Genomic DNA, 20,014 nt, shown 5'->3' on the forward strand with positions numbered 1-20,014 from the left:
GGCAGCAGGTGTTGGCCAAGGGGCGTTCGGGCTTTCACCGTCGCACAATTGGCCGCCCTGCTGGCTTCTGCCTATTGCGTAACGCCTACTGCGCTGCCTGCTGGCCTGCCGCGCCCATTTCCTCGGCGGCGGCCAGGATGGCCTTGACGATGTTGTGGTAGCCGGTGCATCGACAGATATTGCCTTCGAGGTTGTCGCGCACCGTCTGTTCGTCGAGTTTCGCGCCGTAGCGGTTGATCATATCGACCGCGGTCATCACCATGCCGGGCGTGCAGAAACCGCATTGCAGGCCATGGTTGGCCTTGAAGGCGGCCTGGACGGGGTGCAGCTCGCCATTGGCCGCAAGGCCTTCAATGGTAAGGATCTCGGCGCCGGCGGCCTGGGCCGCGAGGATCGAACAGCTCTTCACTGCCTTGCCGTCCATATGCACGACACAGGCCCCGCACTGGGAGGTATCGCAGCCGACATGGGTTCCGGTAAGACTGAGCTGGTCGCGGATGAAATGGACAAGCAGCGTGCGGTCCTCGCACTCGCGGCTCACCTTTCGGCCATTGACGGTCATTGCCACTTTCGCCATGCGTTCCTCCCTGGCGGTTCATTGTCCGCTGGAGCGATCGATCCGACGTCACATGCAGCTGGCGTCCTCGCGACGCGGGCCTGGGATCAAACGACACCAGCATTGTCTCTTCGCGTGCACTGCATTCGTAGCGGGATGCCGCCCGGCTGTTCCTCCAACCGCCGGTGCGACATCAACAATCATATCATTTGACGTTTTGCGGCGGCGATCAACCGGTACTTTCAGGCAATTGCGAAATTTCTCGTGACCGGTCGAAGTGTCGGGACCAATCAAACGAAACGGAAACGATATTTATTCGCGCGCCAAAAAAATACTTCAACGCCATGGACTTCCCGATTTCCGGGTATATTTTCGATCTCGGACAAACCTCACCGTTGAAGACGGCCGCGGTATGTTGCCTGAGTAGAAGGGGATAGGGCGGACCCGGCAAACGCGGCCGCCGCTCAACTTTGGAGAACATCTTCATGAAGAAAGTCATTGCGCTCGTTCTGGTCGGTCTGGCCGTGGCCGGCTGCACGCAGACGGAAAAGGGTGCAGGTATCGGCGCCGTCTCCGGCGCGATCATCGGCGGTGCCATTACGGGCGACGTTCGCGGTGCAGCCGTCGGCGCGGCCATCGGTGGCGTTTCGGGTGCCGTCATCGGGTCCGTCGCAGAACAGCCGGGCCAGTGCTACTACCGTGACCGCTACGGTCGTCGCTATATCGACCGTTGCCCGTCAGGTTACTAAGACCAAAACTTGCAACCTATGCGAAGCCCCGGAGTGTCTCCGGGGCTTTTGCTTTGACGAGTGTGGCGTAAAATCACCGCTCCAGTGCTTCAAATCTTGTTTCCATCCGTGTAAAACCGCCGTTAACATTACGGAAAACCTAACGCGTTAGGGTCTTTTCCTGCCTGAAAGCTCCGTATGAGACGGGGCGCCTGAAGTTTGTGACGGAAGCTGTCGGTTTGCCGCGCGCACCGCACCTGAAGGAGAAAGGCGACGGATAGCTGCGGATGCGGGATAAAGTGAACCGGCCGGAAAAGAGTTTTGCGTTTCTGAGAGCTGGCACCGCGCTTGCGGTTGCGGCCTCCCTGCTGTGCGGCCCCTTGTCTGCCGGGCCAGCCTCTGCCTTCGAAATTTTCGGCATGAAATTCTTCGAGGACGACGAAGAGGCTGCCACCGCCGTCATCGATCCCGTGAACTACACGCTGACGTTCGATCCCGGGACGGATGATGACGACCTCAAGGACGCGATCGAGAACACCGCGCGCCTGAAACAGGACGAGGGCAAGCCGGTGTCCGGCGATCTCGGCCTTGTCATCAAGGCCCGCGACGACCGCGACCGCATCCTCGCTGCGCTTTATGAGAAGGCGCGTTATGGCGGTGTTGTGAATGTGACGGTTGCCGGCCAGGATCTCGATTCCCTGCCGCCCAACCCTGAATTCAACCACAGCGGCGCCATTCCGGTGACAATCACCGTCCAGCCCGGCCCGGCCTTCACCTTTGGTGACGTCGCCTTTGCCGGCGACGCAGAGGGGCGCAATCCGGCCGACTATGGACTGGTGCCCGGTGCGCGGGCCGATTCCACCCTCATCCTGAAAGCAGGCGAGAAGGTCGTCGTTGACCTGAAGGCCGAAGGCCGGCCTCTTGCCAGGCTCGTCGAACGCAATGCGACGGCGGACCACAAGACGCAGACCGTCGACGTTGTGATCTCGGCCGAAGGCGGACCGGTCGCGCCCGTCGGCGAAGTCGGCGTTTCCGGCACCAAGACGGTCGATCCGGCCTTCGTGCAGCGTTATTCGCGCATCAATGCCGGCCAGCCCTATTCGCCGGAAGCGCTCAACAAGGCGGCGGAGCGGCTGCGCACGCTCGGCGTCTTCTCCAGCGTGACGATCCGCGAGACCGACAAGCTGGCGCCGGACGGTTCGTTGCCGATGACGATCGAGGTCTCCGAAGGCAAGCACCGCTATTTCGGTGTCGGTGCGCAATATTCGAATACGGACGGCCTCGGCCTGCAGGGCTATTGGGGGCACCGCAATCTTTTCGGGGAGGCCGAATCCCTGCGCCTGGAAGGATCGGTCAACCGCATCGGCGAGTCGGATATCAGCAATCTCGACTATTCGGCCGGCATCCTCTTCTCCAAGCCCGGCGCGTTCGGGCCGGCCTCGACCTTCAATGCCAGCCTCAAGGCCTCGATTGCCGATCCCGACGCCTACAAGGCGTTCACCACCACGGCGGCGGCCGGTGTCACCATCGAGCTTTCCGACAGGGACACGGTCAGCGCGGGCGGCGAGGTGATGTGGAGCGATGTCGAGGACGCCTTCGGCAACAACAACTATCTCACTGTCGCCATCCCGATCGAATATGTACGCGACACGCGCGACGACAAGCTGAATCCGACGGAAGGCTATCGCGCGATGATCAACGCGAAGCCCAGCTACGAGATCGATCGGGGCACCTTCTTCTCCAGCTTCGAAGGCGCGATCACCGGCTACCAGGCATTCGGCGAGGAAAAGCGCTTCGTTTTGGCCGGGAAGCTCGCTGCCGGCACGATCATCGGTGGCGACGAGCTGTCCGATATTCCGGCGACGCGGCGCTTCTTCCTTGGCGGCGGCGGCACGGTGCGTGGTTACGGCTATCAGGAGATCTCGCCGCGTGACGGCCGCAACAAGCTGCTCGGCGGCCGTTCCTATGTCGCGGCCACGGCCGAGGCGCGCATCGGCGTCACCGAGACGATCGGCGTCGTGCCCTTCATCGATGTCGGCACGGTTTCGACAGACGAAGTGCCCGACTTCAAGGATATCAGGGCTGGCGCCGGTATCGGCCTTCGCTATGCGACGCCGTTCGGCCCGCTGCGTCTCGACGTCGCGGTGCCGCTGAAGAAATATCCCGGTGGAACGTCCTTCGGGGTCTATGCCGGTATCGGCCAGTCCTTCTGACTGTCGCCCCAATTTTCGTCTAGACTCTTGATTGCTCGCGCGATTCGGATTCAAGACGTTGTGGAGCGACCCCGGCGCTCCCCCGCACGCGAAATGGATGACGCATGAACAGGCTGTCCCGAATTCTCCGCGCCACGCTCCGTTTTATCGGCTATGGCCTTGCCGTTCTTGTGGTTCTTCTTGCCGGTCTCGTCGGTTTCATCGGTTTTACCGATGCGGGTGCGCGTTTTGCCGTGTCGCAGGCGGAGAAGATCGCCGCTGCGAGCGGTCAGGTGATCTCGATCAGCGAACCCTCCGGCCTTCTCACCGGCAAGCTCCGCGCCGGCTCGATCGCGCTTGGCGATGCCAGGGGCACCTATGCGGAGATCCGCGACCTCGCGGTCGACTGGTCGCCGCTCCAGCTTCTCTTCTTCAGCTTCGAAGCCGAACGTGTCTCCGCCTCTTCCGTCTCGCTCCTGCGTCTGCCCGAGCCAAAGGCGGATGCGGAGCCTTCCGACACGCCGTTCACCCTGCCCGTGGAAGTACATGTCGGCGCGCTTGATGTGCCGGAACTCTTTGTGTCGGGCACGGTCGCCGGCCGGGACCAGCGTATCGTCGTCTCCGGCAGCGGTGATGCGACGGCCGAAAGCGTTGCGGTCAAGCTCTCCGCTTCGGAAAAGGCGCGGCCGGATGCACGCGTCGCCGCCGATATCGTCTTCAACCCTGCCGACAACGAGCTTCGTCTTGAGGCCGATGTCGCCGAGCCGAAGGGCGGGCTGCTCGCGGCGCTGCTCAAGCTGCCGAACGACCCTGCCGTCACGATCCGCCTTACGGGCGACGGTCCGCTTTCCGAATGGACGGGCCGGCTGTCTGCTGCGCTCGACGGCACGGAAATGCTGCGGGTCGACGGACGCCACGACCTTGCGACGAACGGCCTGCACACGATCGCCCTCAGTGGCGGCGGCACTTTCGACGCGCTGATGCCGCCGCAGCTTCGCCCGCTCTTTGCCGGTGAAACGGGCATCGACGTTGTCGCCGCCTTCGACGGTTCGGACATGTTGCGCATTGAGAAGGGCTCGATCTCGACGGGCGCCATGACCCTTGCCGCCTCGGGTACGGTCAGCGCCAAGGGTGCCAACGACCTCGACGTCAAATTTTCGGGCAAGGACGGGCCGGTCGATTTCCGTTGGCCGCTCGCCGAGGGCGATGCGCGCGTGCTGATCGAAGGTGCCGATCTGTCGCTGACGGGCGAGGCGACCGCGGCAGCGCTCAAAGCCAATGCGACGGTCGTTTCGGCCGAACTGCCAGCCGGGCGGGTGGAGAACATCCGCCTGACGGCAAAAAGCGAAGCGTTCAATGTGGCGAGCCAGTCCGGCCGTATCGATGCCGTGCTCGAAACCGGCATGACGGCCTTTGCCAGTGCTGATGTCGACCGTACGGTGAAGGGGCCGGCGAAGCTGGTAGCGACGCTCACCGTCTCGCCTGACGAGATCGCCTTCGATCCCGCCACGCTCGAAAGCGCCAGCATCGGCGGTACGCTGTCGGGCCGCTATGGGTTGAAGAGCCGTGAGGCCGATGTCAATTTCCGTCTCTTCGCGCTGCCGGCCGTGCTGCCGCCGGCGCTGGCCGGCAAATTCGACACGACGATTGCGATGGAGGGACGGGTCCAGCTGGCGGGCGATGGTGCCGTTCAGGTTTCCGGGCTTCAGGTCAAGTCCGGTACGCTGGAGACGGCGGGCACGATCTCGCTCGGCAACGGTGCGCTCGATGCCGCTTTGACCGGCAAGGTACTTAACCTTGGCAAGCTGCTCGCCGATGCGGCGGGCGAAGCGGCCTTCGAGCTTTCCGCCACCGGTCCCGTTGCGGGGCTCGATGTGTCCGCCAAGGTCACGTCGAGCGGGGCAACCCTCTCCGGCCGCACGCTCAGCGATCTCGTGGTCACGCTGACTGGCAAGGCCGTTGCCGACAGCCCGTCCGGCGAATTGACGGCGACCGGTGCGCTTGATGGCCAGCCGATCAACGTGCGCTCCAGCATCACCTCGGAAGGCGGTCGCATTGCCGTGCCGGTGCTGGAAGCGGAAATCGGTCCCAACACGCTGAAGGGCTCGCTCGCGCTGGCGGACAACTTCATGCCTGACGGCACGATCCGCTTTGATTTTCCTGATCTTGGCTTGCTCGCCGCCATGGCTGGCCAGAAGGCGGCGGGCGATCTCTCCGGGCAGGTGGAAATCGCGACCGGCAATGGCCGGACGTCGGCGACCATCCAGGCCTCCGGTTCCGCCATCCGCCGCGATGCTCTCAGCATCACCAAACCGGCGGTCGATCTCACCATCGCCGACCTCGCCACCGCGGCGATTACAGGCACGGTGCGCGCCGAGCGGGTGGCCTCGGGTGAGAACCGGCTCGAAGCGCTGAAGCTCGGTTTTTCGCGCGAAGGGCAGGCGACCAATTTCGATCTGACCGGCCGTCTCGACGGTGCGCCGCTTCTGACGAAGGGCAAGGTCATCCAGCGCGACGGTGGGCTGGATGTCGCCCTGCAGGCCTTCGAGGCCGCACCGCGGCGCATTGCCTTGAAACTGGCCAAGCCGACGACGATCGGCGTCACCAACGGCGTCGCCTCGCTCGACGGGCTGACGATCCAGGCCGGCCGCGGCTCCATTGCGGTCACGGGCCGCGCGGGTGAAGCGCTCGATCTGTCCGTTCGCCTCTCCGCGCTGCCGGCTGCGCTGGTCAACAATTTTGCCGACGGCCTTGGTGCGGAAGGCACGATCGGCGGCACGGTTACGGTTAAGGGACGCGCGGCGGCGCCCGTCGTCAACTACGCGCTGGGCTGGGGCGGGGCGGTAACGAGCCAGACCCGCGGCGCGGGCATCGGCGCGCTCACCATCACTGCCAAGGGGGAATTCGCCAACAACCAGGTCCGGCTCGATACGGTGCTTTCGGGCGGTGGCGGTTTGTCCTTCCGCGGTGGCGGTACGGTCGGCATCGGCGGGGCGACGCCGCTCGGGCTCAAGTTCAACGGCACGGTGCCGTTCGGCCTGCTGCAGGGTCAGCTGTCCGCCCAGGGCTTTGTCCTGACCGGCAATGCCAATGTCGATCTCTCCATCGGCGGCACGGCGGCCGCACCCTCGATTACCGGCAGCATCACGGCCGGCGGCGCGCGGCTTGTCGATGTGCGCCGCAACCTCGCGGTGGAGAACCTGACGGTCCGCGTTACGATGGACGGGCGGCAGGCGGTGATCGAGACGGTCTCCGGCAAGCTTGCCAGCGGCGGCCAGCTGTCGGCCAGCGGGCGCGTCGGCATCGACCCGGCGAGCGGCTTTCCGGTCGACGTCGCCGTCAAGCTCGGCGACATCACCTATGTCGACGGCACGCTGGTGACGGCGAATGTCGCAGGTGACTTGACGCTGAAGGGACCCGTGGCGGGGCTTTCGCTCGGCGGCAAGGTGCGCATCAACAAGGCGAACATCACCATTCCCCAAAAGCTGCCGGCCTCGCTCTCCGAAATCGACATCAAGCACCGCAATGCGCCGGCCGACGTCAAGCGCATGACGGCGGACGTGCAGCGCGACCAGGGCAGCAGCGGCGCTTCGCGCGGCATTGCGCTCGACCTTACCATCGAGGCGCCGGGCCAGCTCTTCGTGCGCGGCCGCGGCATCAATGCGGAACTTGGCGGCAGCCTGAAGATCACGGGTACGTCCGCCTCGCCGGTCGTTTCCGGCGGTTTCGAATTGGAGCGTGGACGCATGGAGATCCTGACGCGCCGTCTCGATTTCACCAGTGCCCATATCGGTTTTGCCGGCGGCCTTGTGCCGACGGTCAATCTGGTGGCCGGCAGCACGGCCGGCTCGACGGAAATCACGGTGACGGTGGCGGGCCTTGCCAACAACCCGACCGTTACCTTCGCCTCTTCGCCTTCGCTGCCGCAGGACGAAATCCTGGCGCAGCTGATCTTCAACCGCTCCATGTCGAACCTCTCGGCGGTGCAGATCGCCCAGCTTGCCTCCGCCGCCAGCCAGCTCGCCGGCGGCAGTTCGACCGGTCTGCTTGACAGCCTGCGCAGCAAGCTCGGCGTCGACGATCTCGACATCACGACGGATGCGGAAGGCCGGGCGGCGGTCTCGGCGGGGAAGTATCTCAACGAGCGGACCTATATCGAGTTAAAGCAGGACCCGGAGACGAACGGCGCCAAGGCGGTCATCAACCTCGATGTCGGCCGTGGCCTGAAGCTACGCGGCGAGGCGGGCAGTGGCGGCAGCGCAGGCGCGGGTATCTTCTACGAGAAGGAATATTGAGGGCATTGCCGAGGCTGACGGGCGCTCCCGCCTGGATGGGATGATTGCCGGCTCCTGCAAATGGTAGGGTCGGAAAAAGTGCAAGGCTCCGTGGCGACGCGGAGCCTTTTGCATGCAGGGCGCAACAAATCGCGGCGCGTTTGAAAGATTTTAACCAGAGCGTGCATAGGATCGGGACACGAAGCAGATGAAACTGGAAAGATCCCGATGTCCTCCATCAAGACGACCGGCTTTGCCGGCGACACGCTCGAAATCATCGCATTCCGCCTGCACGATCAGGAATTCTGCGTGAAGACGACCACGATCCGCGAAATCCGCGGCTGGGCGCCGTCCACGCCGATCCCGCACTCGCCGCCTGACGTCATCGGCGTGATGAACCTGCGCGGCACGGTGATCCCGATCATCGACCTCGCTCACAAGCTCGGCATGAAGAGCACCGAGGCAAACGAGCGCAGTGCCATCGTGGTCGCCGAAGTGCACAGCATGGTCGTCGGCCTCGTCGTCGATCGGGTCTCCGACATCCTCACCATCCGCAGTGAGCAGATCCAGCCGGTGCCGGAAGTGACGACCTCCTTCGACAAAGTCTATGCGGAGGGCATCATCGCCCATGAAAACGGCATGATCTGCTTCCTCAACCTTGCGCGCATGTTCAAGGAGCGCGAAGTGGAGGACATGGCGGCCTGATCCGCCCGCTTTATCGCTGAAATCCTGAGACCGCCGTACGATTGTACGGCGGTTTTTTTATGTTTCTCGGCTTGTGCAACTTTTGCGTGTTTCAGGACTCGCCGTCTGGAGCGCCTACCTGACGTTACGTAAGCATCATGTTTTCAGGTATGCTATAAGTCATTGTTATATAATAGATCTAAAATATCGCTGTTTGTTTTTCATCAATTCTTAAGTCTGTGTCGCCATCTTTGATTGCAGATGCGCATTCCGTCGCTCTGGCATGATGCCTCTCGCGAAGATTGTACTTACCGTTGCCAGCGTATGACCGTTAAAGCGGGTCATATCTGGGCATCAACACACGACGATCACCACGCGCACAATTTTGAAGAAGACCGTGGTCATCGCACAGAGGGACAGGTCATGCTTTCATTTGCGAAATCCATGGATGCGGGCCACATCTTCGACGCGCTGTCGCGTTCACAGGCCGTGATCCAGTTTGATCCCAAGGGAACCATCCTCACCGCCAACGAGAATTTCTGCCGGGCGCTCGGCTACGACTTGAAGGACATCGTCGGTCAGCACCATCGCATGTTCTGCGAGGCGGCCTACACGGCCAGCGAGGAGTATCGCCAGTTTTGGGCACATCTCGGACGTGGCGAATACGATTCGAACAGCTACAAGCGCCTGCGCAAGGACGGCAGCGAAATCTGGATCCAGGCGACCTACAATCCGGTCTTTCGCGGCGGCAAGCCCTACAAGGTTGTCAAGTTCGCCAGTGACATCACCGAAGCGAAGAGACGTGCGGCGGAGGATGCGAGCAAGCTCGACGCGATCTCCCGTTCGCAGGCCGTGATCGAATTTACGCCGACCGGCGAAATCCTGCACGCCAACGAGAATTTCTGCACCGCGCTCGGTTATGATCTGTCCGAAATCCGCGGAAAGCATCATCGCATGTTCTGCGATCCGGCCTACGTGCAGACCGCGGCCTATGCGGATTTCTGGAAGAGCCTTGCCGAGGGCCGCTTCATCTCCAACGAGTTCGTGCGTTACGGCAAGGGTGGTCGCGAGATCTGGATCCAGGCGGCTTACAATCCGATCCGCGACCTTTCCGGCCGGGTCTACAAGGTGGTCAAGTTTGCCACCGATGTCACCGAGCGCATGTCGGCGATCAAGGCGCTCGGCATGGCGCTGAAGGCATTGGCCGGGGGCGATCTGACGCAAAATCTCGCAACGCCTTTCGTGCCGTCCATGGAAACGGTGCGCAGGGACTTCAACGAAGCTGTCGCCGGCCTTCACGATGCCATGCGCACCGTCGAGACCAATGCCAATGCGATCGCGTCGGGCGCACAGGAAATCCGCTCTGCCGCCGACGATCTGGCAAGGCGCACCGAGCAGCAGGCGGCCTCCGTGGAGGAAACTGCGGCCGCTCTCGACGAGATCACCACCACCGTCGGTGATTCGAGCCAGCGGGCCGATGAGGCAGGAACGCTGGTAAGCAAGACACGGGCGGGTGCGGAAAAATCCGGCGTGGTCGTCCGCAAGGCGATCGACGCGATGGGGCAGATCGAGCAGTCCTCGCGTGAAATCTCCAACATTCTCGGCGTCATCGACGACATCGCCTTTCAGACCAACCTTCTGGCGCTGAACGCCGGTGTCGAGGCGGCGCGGGCGGGCGAGGCGGGCAAAGGCTTCGCCGTCGTGGCGCAGGAGGTGCGGGAACTGGCCCAGCGGTCGGCCAGCGCCGCCAAGGACATCAAGGCCCTGATCGCGACATCGGGCGAGCAGGTCAGGAGCGGTGTGGCGCTGGTCGATGAGACCGGACGGGCGCTTCAGGAGATCCTGGCGCAGGTCCAGGACGTGCACACCAACGTGGCGGCGATCGTCGAGGCGTCGCGCGAGCAATCGACCGGGCTTCGAGAGATCAACCAGTCGGTCAATGCGATGGACCAGGCGACGCAGCAGAATGCGGCCATGGTCGAGGAAAGCACGGCCGCCAGCCATGCCATGGCGCGCGAGGCGGATGCGCTGCATGCGCTCATCCGCCGGTTCCAGCTTGCCGGAAATACTGCCCACCCGGTCCAGCGGGCACCCGCGCCTGCACAGGTATCACAACTTCATGCCGTGGCCCGCACCCTGCGGGCGCCGCGAGGCTCCACGGCGCAGGCAGCGGAGAACTGGGAAGAGTTCTAAGCGGCCCGCGGCATGAAAAACGGCCGGCAGCGATGCCGGCCGTTTGCGTTTGAGGATTGGTCAGGGAGCTGTTGGAGCGTTCGCTCCGGCCGCAGCCGGGATTTCGGCTGGCGGCGGGCGGTGGATCATCGGCACCGCCGCGAGGACGAGGGCATCAAGGCCTTCGCCGGCGTGGTTGTCGACGATATCGAAGAGTTGCCGGCGCATGCGGGGTTCCCAGAACTTGTTGATATGGGTCGCCACGCCGTTCGGGCCCTCGCTCTTGGGCTGCGAGTGGAAGAAGGTGGCGATCTGGTTCGCCATCCTGGGAATCTTGCTGCCTTCCGACATTCCTGTCTCCTAACCGTTGCCGACCTGGCGTTCCGCACGGGAGACGATGCGCTCCGCGCCGGTGAAAATCTCGAATTCTTCGCCCCGCACCAGCGCGACCAGCGTCATGCCGGCGTCCTCGGCGGTGCGGATGGCGAGCGCCGTCGGCGCGGAAATGGCGATGATGAAGGGGCTGCCGATGACTGCCGTCTTCTGCACCATCTCGACGGAAACGCGGCTCGTCACCACGACGGCGCCGGTGCCGCCTGCATGGCCTGTGCGTCGTGCCGCGCCGACGAGCTTGTCGAGCGCATTGTGCCGGCCGACATCCTCGCGCACGGCGATAAGGCCTTCGCCCGGGACATAGAACCCGGCGCCATGCACGGCGCGCGTCACCATATGAAGCGGCTGCTGACCGTTCAGGAGGCGCACTGCCTCCACCACGTCCTCCGCGCCGAGCGTGAGGGACGACGCCCGCACCGAGGGCGTCACGCGCACGGCCTGCTCGATCGATTCGATACCGCACAGACCGCAGCCGACCGGGCCGGCCATGTGGCGCCGGCGGGTGGTCAGGGCGTCGTTCTGTGCGTCCGCCAGCTGGATCTGCACATCAATACCCTTGTCTTCGGTCAGCACCTCGATGGCCTCGATCTCGCAAGGGTCGGTGATGATGCCCTCCGTCAGGCTGAAGCCGACGGCGAAATCCTCGAGGTCGGCGGGCGTTGCCATCATCACCGCATGGGTCGAGCCCGCATAGGAGAAGGCAACCGGGGCCTCCTCCGGCACGAAGCGCTCGCTTTCCGCGAGCCGCCCGTTGCGGCGGGCGATCTCGGCAACCTTGGTCGTGGTGGAAAAATCCGGCACGCCGCTATCCTACTCCGCTGCCTCCAGCTTGCCCCTGATCCGACGCGAGCGGCGGGCCAGTTCGTCATATTCGACCTGCCAGTCGGACGGGCCGTTCGACGGCGAGATCTGCACGGCGGTCACCTTATACTCCGGACAGTTGGTCGCCCAGTCAGAGAAATCGGTGGTGATGACGTTTGCCTGCGTCGTCGGGTGGTGGAAGGTCGTGTAGACGACACCCGGTGCGACGCGGTCGGTGACGAGGGCGCGCAATGTCGTCTCGCCGGCGCGGCTGGCGAGACGCACCCAGTCGCCATCGCGGATCCCGCGGTTTTCCGCATCGTGCGGGTGGATCTCCAGCCGGTCCTCCTCGTGCCAGACGACGTTCTCCGTGCGCCGCGTCTGGGCGCCGACATTGTACTGGCTGAGAATGCGGCCGGTGGTGAGCAGCAGCGGGAAACGCGGGCCGGTCTTCTCGTCCGTTGCGACATATTCCGTGCGGATGAACTTGCCTTTGCCGCGCACGAAGCCGTTGATGTGCATGATCGGCGAACCTTGTGGGTTCTTCTCGTTGCAGGGCCACTGCACCGAGCCGACCTTTTCCAGATAGTCGTAGGAAACGAGGGCGAAGCTCGGCGTCGTTGCGGCGATCTCATCCATGATTTCGGAGGGATGACTGTAGTTCCAGGCAAGGCCCATGGCCTTGGCGAGGTTCTGGGTGACCTCCCAGTCCGCATAGCCGTTCTTCGGCGTCATCACGCGGCGCACGCGGTTGATGCGGCGTTCGGCATTGGTGAAGGTGCCGTCCTTTTCGAGGAAGGTCGAGCCCGGCAGGAAGACATGGGCGTAGTTCGCCGTCTCGTTGAGGAAGAGGTCCTGCACGACGACGCATTCCATGGCGGCAAGGCCGGCGGAGACGTGCTTGGTGTCCGGGTCGGACTGGAGAATGTCCTCGCCCTGGATATAGAGGCCTTTGAACGTGCCTTCGACGGCGGCGTCCAGCATATTGGGGATGCGCAGGCCCGGCTCGTTGTTGAGCGTCACGCCCCACAGCTTTTCGAAGATCTCGCGCGTCGCATCGTCGGAGATGTGGCGGTAGCCCGGCAGTTCGTGCGGGAAGGAGCCCATGTCGCACGAGCCCTGCACGTTGTTCTGGCCGCGCAGCGGATTCACGCCGACGCCTTCGCGGCCGATATTGCCGGTCGCCATGGCGAGGTTGGCTATGGCCATGACGGTGGTCGAGCCCTGGCTGTGTTCGGTGACGCCGAGGCCATAGTAGATCGAGCCGTTGCCGCCGGTGGCGAACAGGCGGGCGGCGCCGCGCAGCGTTTCCGCCGGCACGCCGGTGAAGGCTTCGGTTTCCTCGGGGCTGTGGCGCGGCTCGGCGACGAAGGAGGCCCAGTCCTCGAACTCCGACCAGTCGCAGCGCTCGCGGATGAATTTTTCGTCGAAGAGGCCCTCCGTCACGATGACATGGGCGAGCGCCGTGACGACGGCGACGTTCGTGCCGGGCTTCAGCGGCAGGTGATAGGAGGCCTTGATGTGCGGCGAGGAGACGAGATCGATGCGGCGCGGATCGATGACGATCAGCTTGGCACCCTGGCGCAGGCGCTTCTTGAGGCGCGAGGCGAAGACCGGATGGCCGTCCGTCGGGTTGGCGCCGATGACGATGACGACGTCGGTGTGCTCGACGCTGTCGAAGTTCTGCGTGCCGGCGGAGGTGCCGAAGGCCTGGCCAAGGCCATAGCCCGTCGGCGAATGGCAGACGCGGGCGCAGGTATCGACATTGTTGTTGCCGAAACCGGCGCGGATCAGCTTCTGGACGAGGAAGGTCTCCTCGTTGGTGCAGCGCGAGGAGGTGATGCCGCCGACCGAATCACGACCGTACTGGTACTGGATGCGGCGGAACTCGGCGGCGACATGGGCATAGGCCTCATCCCAGGTCACCTCGCGCCACGGGTCCGAGATCTTCTCGCGGATCATCGGGTTGAGGATGCGCTCCTTGTGGGTCGAGTAGCCATAGGCGAAGCGGCCCTTGACGCAGGAATGGCCGCGGTTCGCCTGGCCGTCCTTCCAGGGCACCATGCGCACCAGTTCCTCACCGCGCATCTCCGCCTTGAAGGAGCAGCCGACGCCGCAATAGGCGCAGGTGGTGACGACGGAATGCTCCGGCTGGCCGATCTCGATGACGGATTTTTCCGTCAGCGTCGCCGTCGGGCAGGCCTGCACGCAGGCGCCGCAGGAGACGCATTCGGATTCGAGGAAATGCTCGTGCATGCCGGGCGAAACGCGGCTGTCGAAGCCGCGGCCCTCGATGGTCAGCGCGAAGGTGCCCTGTACCTCCTCGCAGGCCCGCACGCAGCGCGAGCAGACGATGCATTTCGACGGATCGTAAGTGAAATAGGGGTTTGATTCGTCCTTCGGCATCCAGCGGGCATTGGCTTCGCCATTGTTGCGTGCCTTGACGTGGTTGTCGCCCTTGTAGCCGTAGCGCACGTCGCGCAGGCCCACGGCTCCGGCCATGTCCTGCAGTTCGCAGTCGCCATTCGCCGCACAGGTGAGACAGTCGAGCGGATGGTCGGAGATGTAGAGCTCCATCACGCCCTTGCGGATGTCCTTCAGCCGGCCTGTCTGGGTGTGGACGACGAGGCCGGGCGCCACCGGGGTCGTGCAGGAGGCCGGGGTACCGTTGCGGCCCTCGATCTCGACGAGACAGAGCCGGCAGGAGCCGAAGGCATCGACCATGTCGGTGGCGCAGAGTTTTGGCACCTGGATACCGGCCTCCATCGAGGCGCGCATGATGGAGGTGCCCTCTGGAACGGTGATCTCGTTCCCGTCGATGGTGAGCGTCACCATCTTTTCCGAGCGGGAGGCGGGAGTGCCGAAGTCGATTTCTGGAACGAGGGGCATGAGAACCTCCGGGTCAATCCGTTGCGCCGCTGATGGCGGCGACTTCATTTGTTGCTACGACTTCGTCTCGGCGAGCGTCGCCGCGACGAGTGCATTGGCATGGCCATGGCCGAGACCGTGCGTTTCCTTGAGGAATGCGACGATCTGCATGTGCGCCTTGCCGTCCTGTGCGCGGATGATCTCCTTCCAGTGTTCGATCGGCTGACCGTAGGTCTTCTCGATCGAAGGGAAGTAGGATGCCGGGCCTTTGACCTTTTCCGGTGTGCTCATTCCGCCGCCTCCACCATCGGGGCCGGGGAAAAATCCCCCGGGAAATGCGTCATGGCGCTCATGACAGGATAGGGCGTGAAGCCGCCGAGCGCGCAGAGCGAACCGAACTTCATGGTGTTGCAGAGGTCGGCGAGCAGTTCGCGGTTCTTCTCCGGCTCGATGCCCTGGGCGATCTTGTCGGCGGTCTCGACACCGCGCGTCGAGCCGATGCGGCAGGGCGTGCACTTGCCGCAGCTTTCGACGGCGCAGAACTCCATGGCGAAGCGTGCCTGCTTCAGCATGTCGACCGTGTCATCGAAGACAGTGATGCCGGCATGGCCGATGAGGCCGTCCTTCGCGGCGAAAGCCTCGTAGTCGAAGGGCGTGTCGAACAGGGCGCGCGGGAAATAGGCGCCGAGCGGGCCGCCGACCTGCACGGCGCGAACCGGCCGGCCGGTGGCGGTGCCGCCGCCGATGGCGTCGACGATCTCGCCGAGCGTCAGGCCGAAGGCGGTTTCATAGAGCCCGCCATGCTTGACGTTGCCGGCGATCTGGATCGGGATGGTGCCGCGCGAGCGGCCCATGCCGAAATCGCGGTAGTAGGCGGCGCCCCTGTCCATCACGATCGGCACGGAGGCAAGCGAGATGACGTTGTTGACCACGGTGGGGCGGCCCATGAAGCCCTGCAGGGCCGGCAGCGGCGGCTTGGCGCGCACGATGCCGCGCTTGCCCTCCAGGCTGTTGAGCAGTGCCGTTTCCTCGCCGCAGACATAGGCGCCCGCGCCGACACGGATCTCCATGTCGAACGCCCTGCCGGAGCCGAGCACGGACGGACCGAGCACGCCGGCGGCGCGCGCGACGATAACGGCGTCGTTCATCACGGCGATGGCGTGTGGATATTCGGAACGGGTGTAGACGTAGCCCTTGGTGGCGCCGGTGGCGAGGCCGGCGATCGCCATGCCCTCGATCAGAACGAAGGGATCGCCCTCCATGATCATGCGGTCGGCGAAGGTGCCGCTGTCGCCCTCGTCGGCATTGCAGACGATGTATTTTTTGTCGCCGGGGGCATCGAGCACGGTTTTCCACTTGATGCCTGTCGGGAAGCCTGCACCGCCGCGGCCGCGCAGGCCGCTGTCGGTGACTTCCTTGACGACATCAGCAGGAGCCATCGCGATGGCCTTTTCGAGGCCTCGCAGACCGCCATGGGCCCTGTAGTCCTCAAGCGAGACGGGATCGATGACGCCGCAGCGCGCGAAAGTGAGGCGGGTCTGGTTCTTCAGGAACGGAATCTCTTCCGTTCCGCCAAGACAGAGCGGGTGGGCCTTGCCGTCCAGCAGGCCGGCGTCGAGCAAGGCGGGCACGTCGGCGGGCTTGACGGGGCCGTAGGCGATGCGGCCTTCAGCCGTCTCGACCTCGACCAGCGGCTCCAGCCAGTGCATGCCGCGCGAGCCGTTGCGCACGATCGCGATGTCGAGCTTGCGGGCCTCCGCCTCACGGGAAAAGGCCTGGGCGACGCGGTCGGCGCCAAGCGCCAGCGCAGCGGCATCGCGGGGAACATATATGCGAACGGTCATCGGCGTGCCTCCGCGACGAGTTCCTTCGCCAGATCCGCATCGACCCGTCCATGCACCTCGCCGTCGAGCATTGCGGCGGGTGCGCAGGAACAGAGCCCGAGACAGTAGATGGGTTCGAGCGTGACGGCGCCGTCCAGCGTCGTCTGGTGGAAATCGATGCCGAGCAGCGCCTTCACGCGCTCCGCCAGTTCATCTCCGCCCATCGATTGACAGGCCTCGGCGCGACAGAGCTTCAGCACATGCCGTCCGGTCGGGTGGTCGCGGTAGTCGTGGTAGAAGGTGACGACGCCATGCACCTCGGCGCGCGACAGGTTGAGCTCGCGGGCGATCACCGGCAGGCTCTCCTGCGGCACGAAGCCGAACTCCGCCTGAATTTCGTGCAGGATGGGAAGAAGCGGCCCTTCGAGCCCCTTCAGTTCGCTGACGATCGCCAGCGTTCTTGCGCCGACATCGCTGCCGGATACGTGCACATTCATCGTCAGGCCTCCCAACCGACACGAATGAACCGCAAGGTGTCAGGGGTTCCATCGCGCCGATACCATTGAAACTGCTCGGCGAAGACCGGAACCCTGTCGATCCACGCGCTTGTTCTAACAGCTTCTCAGCCGGGAGACGACCGGTCAATAAAGCAAAGCCGTTGGCCGATAGAAAAATCCTATTAATCGATCCCCTTTTCCGCCAGCACACGGGCCTCGTGCAGCAGGGCGGATACGAGCGGGGTAAAGGGCTCGCGATGGGTGGCGACAAGGCCGACGGTGTGGTGCGGCTCGGGATCGACGAGGGAAACTATACTTATTTCGTCAGGAAATCCAAATGATTTTGCAACATTTCGCGGCATGATGCTCGCCCAGCGCCCCGTGCGCACATGGGAGAACAGCACGATCATCGAATTGGCCTCCAGCGAGGGCTCCACCGAAACGCCGGCCTCGGCGAAGTGCCGGTTGATGATGCGACGGTTCTGCATGTCGGCGGTCAATAGGCAAAGCCGAACGCTCCCGGCCTCCTGCCAGGTCACGGTCTTGCGATCGGCAAAGGGCGTGCCGCGGGCGGTGACGAGGCAATAGTGCTCGTGCAGCAGTGGTACGCTGGTAACGCGGCCGAGCGGCTCGTTTTCGAGATAGGTGAGGCCGGCGTCGATCTCCAGATTCTCCAGGAGGCCGAGGATCTTGATGGAGGTGGTGGAAACGATGGAGAAGGTGACGTCCGGGTGCTTTTCCTGGAAGGGTGCGGTGATGCGGGGCACCATGGCGAGCGTCGTCGGAATGGCGGCAAGGCGGATATGGCCGGAAAGACCCTTGCGCGCCGCGCGCATCTCCTCACGCATGGTGCGCGTGTCGCCGACAATGCGGCGGGCCCATTCGAGCACGCGCTGGCCTTCCGGCGTCAGGCCCTGGTAGCGCGAGCCGCGCACGACCAGCATCACGCCCAGCTGGTCCTCCAGCTGGCGGATCGCCGCCGAAAGCGTCGGCTGCGAGATGCCGAGTTCTTCCGCTGCCCGGGCGAAATGTTTCTCGCGGGCGAGCGCAATGAAGTATTCGAGCTTGTCTATCATCCCGTCCCTCCGCGTCCTTGATACAAAAGAACAGTGGCGGCACCAATGCCCCGCGCCCTATATCTGGGGCGAATGGATGCGCACGAGGAGAAAGCGATGACGTTCCAGGCATTGTTGGTGGAAAAGGGGGCGGATGGCGCGGTTTCCGCATCGATCCAGGACCTGGAGGATTCGCGGCTTCCGGCCGGCGATGTCACCGTTGCCGTCGAATATTCGACGCTCAACTACAAGGACGGGCTCTGCATCACCGGCAAGGGCGGTCTGGTGCGTAGCTTTCCGCACGTGCCGGGCGTCGATTTCGCCGGCACCGTCGAAGCCTCCGATGATCCGCGCTACCGGCCAGGCGATCGTGTGGTGCTGACCGGCTGGCGGGTCGGCGAGATCTGGTGGGGCGGTTACGCGACGCGCGCGAAGGTCAAGGCCGACTGGCTGGTGCCGTTGCCGGCGGAGCTTTCGACCCGGCAGGCCATGGCGATCGGCACGGCTGGGCTTACCTCCATGATGTCCGTCATCGCGCTGGAAAAGGCCGGGCTCTCTCCGCTGAAGGGCGAGGTCCTGGTAACGGGTGCGGCCGGCGGCGTCGGCTCGGTGGCGGTCGCACTGCTGGCGCGGCTCGGCTATTCGGTCGCTGGCGTGACGGGGCGGCCGGAAACGGCGGACTACCTCAGGGAACTTGGCGCCGAAACCATTGTCGACCGCGGTGAGCTGTCGGAAGCGGGTAGCAAGCCGCTCGAATCGGAGCGCTGGGCCGGCGCCGTCGACGCGGTCGGCGGCGAGATGCTGGCGCGCGTGCTCAAGCAGATGAAGTATGGCGGTGCGGTCGCCTCGGTGGGCCTTGCGGCCGGCGCGGCGGTACCGTCCTTCACGGTCATTCCGTTCCTTTTGCGCGGCGTCAGCCTGCTTGGTATCGATTCGGTCATGCGGCCCTATGACCAGCGTGTCGACGCGTGGAACCGCATCGCCGCCGACCTTCCGATGGACAAGCTGGAGGCGATGGTGGTGGAGCACCGGCTCTCCGACCTGCCGGCGCTGGCCGGCAGGATCCTTGAGGGCAAGGTGAAGGGCCGCGTCGTCATTGATCTCAACGCCTGACCGGTGCCAACGGCCGGCTGGCTTCAGCAGATCAGCTGGCCGCCGTTCACTTCCAGTACCTGGCCGGTGATGTAGCCGGACAGCGCCTTCGAGGCCAGGAAGAGATAGGCAGGGGCGCAATCCTCCGCGGTGCCGAGCCGCTGCAACGGAATGGTCTTTCGCGTCGCCTCGAGCTTGTCGGCCGACGAGTAGCGTGAATGGAAGTCGGTGGTGATTGTACCCGGCGAGACGCAATTGACACGGATGCCATCAGGCGCGAGCTCGCGCGCCAGGCCCTTGGAATAGGTCGAGACGAAAGCCTTGGTTGCCGAATAGATCGCCGATCCGGGGCTGCCCCCGGTCAGTGCCGAGATCGAAACCGTGTTGACGATGGCGGCGCCCGGTGCCCTGCGCAGTGACGGCAGCAGCGCGCGCGTCACCTCGACGACGGAGGTCTGGTTGAGGCGCACGACGGTTTCGTACTGCTCGTCTGTCAATTCGGCGGCGGGGAAGCGGCCGACCATGGTGCCGGCATTGTTGATGAGCACGTCGATATGCGGGAAGAGGCTGTCCACCCGCTGCAGGATCGCGCCGATGCCGCCTTCGACGAGGAAGTCGGAATAGACGATGTGGGCACGGGCTTCTGCGACGGCGTTTTCCAGGAAATCGGGCAGCGGGCCGGTGGGCGCTCGCCCGCCATGCAGCAGCACATGGGCGCCGCAATCGAGGAACTGCCGCGCGATCTCCAGACCGATGCCGCGCCCTGCACCCGTCACGACGACATTGGCGCCCTTGAACAAGGCTGGATGAAACATGTGCTTTCCTCCCGATGCTGGCCGCAACCTGCTGCCTGCCCAGTATCACAAAAAGTGGGGCGCA

The 20,014-nt window shown here is 64.3% G+C and carries 15 protein-coding genes; 6 read left to right on the plus strand and 9 right to left on the minus strand.

What is annotated here, in order from left to right; translation table 11 throughout:
- Positions 1–85: 85 nt before the first annotated feature.
- On the minus strand, positions 86–577 hold the full coding sequence (locus tag P9A16_RS22070; protein ID WP_024271108.1) for a (2Fe-2S)-binding protein: 492 nt from the start codon (positions 575–577) through the stop codon (positions 86–88).
- A 464-nt stretch (positions 578–1,041) separates the two neighbouring features.
- Between P9A16_RS22070 and P9A16_RS22075 the strand changes: the two genes are divergently transcribed.
- The 5 genes from P9A16_RS22075 (at position 1,042) to P9A16_RS22095 (ending at position 10,627) form a co-directional block, all read left to right on the plus strand.
- Positions 1,042–1,305 (plus strand): YMGG-like glycine zipper-containing protein, encoded by a 264-nt coding sequence (locus P9A16_RS22075; RefSeq protein WP_024271109.1) that lies wholly within the window; start codon positions 1,042–1,044, stop codon positions 1,303–1,305.
- A 266-nt stretch (positions 1,306–1,571) separates the two neighbouring features.
- Positions 1,572–3,497 carry an autotransporter assembly complex protein TamA gene (locus P9A16_RS22080; protein WP_023513972.1) on the plus strand — a complete coding sequence of 642 codons (1,926 nt, stop codon included), beginning with the start codon at positions 1,572–1,574 and terminating at the stop codon, positions 3,495–3,497.
- Positions 3,498–3,601: 104 nt separating this feature from the next.
- Complete coding sequence (locus P9A16_RS22085; RefSeq protein WP_278025935.1) at positions 3,602–7,771, plus strand: translocation/assembly module TamB domain-containing protein; 4,170 nt, start codon at positions 3,602–3,604, stop codon at positions 7,769–7,771.
- A 207-nt stretch (positions 7,772–7,978) separates the two neighbouring features.
- The gene (locus tag P9A16_RS22090) at positions 7,979–8,455 is read left to right on the plus strand and encodes a chemotaxis protein CheW (RefSeq protein ID WP_024271110.1); all 477 of its coding nucleotides are present in this window, start codon (positions 7,979–7,981) and stop codon (positions 8,453–8,455) included.
- 402 nt (positions 8,456–8,857) lie between these two features.
- On the plus strand, positions 8,858–10,627 hold the full coding sequence (locus tag P9A16_RS22095) for a methyl-accepting chemotaxis protein (RefSeq protein WP_024271111.1): 1,770 nt from the start codon (positions 8,858–8,860) through the stop codon (positions 10,625–10,627).
- Between the two features lie 60 nt (positions 10,628–10,687).
- On the opposite strand, the gene P9A16_RS22100 is transcribed toward P9A16_RS22095, so the two are convergent.
- The 7 genes from P9A16_RS22100 to P9A16_RS22130 all read right to left on the minus strand — a co-directional run bounded on the left by P9A16_RS22100 (position 10,688) and on the right by P9A16_RS22130 (position 18,064).
- Complete coding sequence (locus tag P9A16_RS22100) at positions 10,688–10,957, minus strand: formate dehydrogenase subunit delta (RefSeq protein WP_023515854.1); 270 nt, start codon at positions 10,955–10,957, stop codon at positions 10,688–10,690.
- Positions 10,958–10,966: 9 nt separating this feature from the next.
- Complete coding sequence (fdhD, locus tag P9A16_RS22105; protein WP_278025936.1) at positions 10,967–11,800, minus strand: formate dehydrogenase accessory sulfurtransferase FdhD; 834 nt, start codon at positions 11,798–11,800, stop codon at positions 10,967–10,969.
- Between the two features lie 9 nt (positions 11,801–11,809).
- On the minus strand, positions 11,810–14,689 hold the full coding sequence (fdhF, locus tag P9A16_RS22110; RefSeq protein ID WP_024271112.1) for a formate dehydrogenase subunit alpha: 2,880 nt from the start codon (positions 14,687–14,689) through the stop codon (positions 11,810–11,812).
- A gap of 54 nt (positions 14,690–14,743) precedes the next feature.
- Entirely contained in the window at positions 14,744–14,959 is a 216-nt protein-coding gene (locus P9A16_RS22115) for a DUF4287 domain-containing protein (RefSeq protein WP_024271113.1), read from the minus strand.
- A complete protein-coding gene (locus P9A16_RS22120; RefSeq protein ID WP_023515339.1) occupies positions 14,956–16,512 on the minus strand; it encodes a formate dehydrogenase beta subunit in 1,557 nt (518 codons plus the stop codon). The genes P9A16_RS22115 and P9A16_RS22120 overlap by 4 nt, the downstream gene beginning before the upstream one ends.
- A complete protein-coding gene (locus P9A16_RS22125) occupies positions 16,509–16,988 on the minus strand; it encodes a formate dehydrogenase subunit gamma (protein WP_023515338.1) in 480 nt (159 codons plus the stop codon). Before P9A16_RS22125 ends, P9A16_RS22120 begins: the two co-directional genes overlap by 4 nt.
- 182 nt (positions 16,989–17,170) lie before the next feature.
- Entirely contained in the window at positions 17,171–18,064 is an 894-nt protein-coding gene (locus P9A16_RS22130; RefSeq protein WP_023515337.1) for a LysR family transcriptional regulator, read from the minus strand.
- A 96-nt stretch (positions 18,065–18,160) separates the two neighbouring features.
- Between P9A16_RS22130 and acuI the strand changes: the two genes are divergently transcribed.
- Positions 18,161–19,156, plus strand: coding sequence for an acrylyl-CoA reductase (NADPH) (gene acuI / locus P9A16_RS22135; RefSeq protein ID WP_023515336.1), 996 nt, complete (start codon positions 18,161–18,163; stop codon positions 19,154–19,156).
- Positions 19,157–19,179: 23 nt separating this feature from the next.
- On the opposite strand, the gene P9A16_RS22140 is transcribed toward acuI, so the two are convergent.
- A complete protein-coding gene (locus tag P9A16_RS22140; protein WP_023515335.1) occupies positions 19,180–19,950 on the minus strand; it encodes an SDR family NAD(P)-dependent oxidoreductase in 771 nt (256 codons plus the stop codon).
- Positions 19,951–20,014: the final 64 nt, after the last annotated feature.

The organism is Shinella sp. 838, assembly GCF_029623935.1.
Classification (GTDB): Bacteria; Pseudomonadota; Alphaproteobacteria; order Rhizobiales; family Rhizobiaceae; genus Shinella.

Excerpts from the sequence above, each read along its gene's own strand:
- P9A16_RS22070 (WP_024271108.1), bottom strand. The coding sequence starts at position 577 with ATGGCGAAAGTGGCAATGACCGTCAATGGCCGAAAGGTGAGCCGCGAG.
- P9A16_RS22075 (WP_024271109.1), top strand. The coding sequence starts at position 1,042 with ATGAAGAAAGTCATTGCGCTCGTTCTGGTCGGTCTGGCCGTGGCCGGC.
- P9A16_RS22080 (WP_023513972.1), top strand. The coding sequence starts at position 1,572 with ATGCGGGATAAAGTGAACCGGCCGGAAAAGAGTTTTGCGTTTCTGAGA.
- P9A16_RS22085 (WP_278025935.1), top strand. The coding sequence starts at position 3,602 with ATGAACAGGCTGTCCCGAATTCTCCGCGCCACGCTCCGTTTTATCGGC.
- P9A16_RS22090 (WP_024271110.1), top strand. The coding sequence starts at position 7,979 with ATGTCCTCCATCAAGACGACCGGCTTTGCCGGCGACACGCTCGAAATC.
- P9A16_RS22095 (WP_024271111.1), top strand. The coding sequence starts at position 8,858 with ATGCTTTCATTTGCGAAATCCATGGATGCGGGCCACATCTTCGACGCG.
- P9A16_RS22100 (WP_023515854.1), bottom strand. The coding sequence starts at position 10,957 with ATGTCGGAAGGCAGCAAGATTCCCAGGATGGCGAACCAGATCGCCACC.
- fdhF (WP_024271112.1), bottom strand. The coding sequence starts at position 14,689 with ATGCCCCTCGTTCCAGAAATCGACTTCGGCACTCCCGCCTCCCGCTCG.
- P9A16_RS22115 (WP_024271113.1), bottom strand. The coding sequence starts at position 14,959 with ATGAGCACACCGGAAAAGGTCAAAGGCCCGGCATCCTACTTCCCTTCG.
- P9A16_RS22120 (WP_023515339.1), bottom strand. The coding sequence starts at position 16,512 with ATGACCGTTCGCATATATGTTCCCCGCGATGCCGCTGCGCTGGCGCTT.
- P9A16_RS22125 (WP_023515338.1), bottom strand. The coding sequence starts at position 16,988 with ATGAATGTGCACGTATCCGGCAGCGATGTCGGCGCAAGAACGCTGGCG.
- P9A16_RS22130 (WP_023515337.1), bottom strand. The coding sequence starts at position 18,064 with ATGATAGACAAGCTCGAATACTTCATTGCGCTCGCCCGCGAGAAACAT.
- acuI (WP_023515336.1), top strand. The coding sequence starts at position 18,161 with ATGACGTTCCAGGCATTGTTGGTGGAAAAGGGGGCGGATGGCGCGGTT.
- P9A16_RS22140 (WP_023515335.1), bottom strand. The coding sequence starts at position 19,950 with ATGTTTCATCCAGCCTTGTTCAAGGGCGCCAATGTCGTCGTGACGGGT.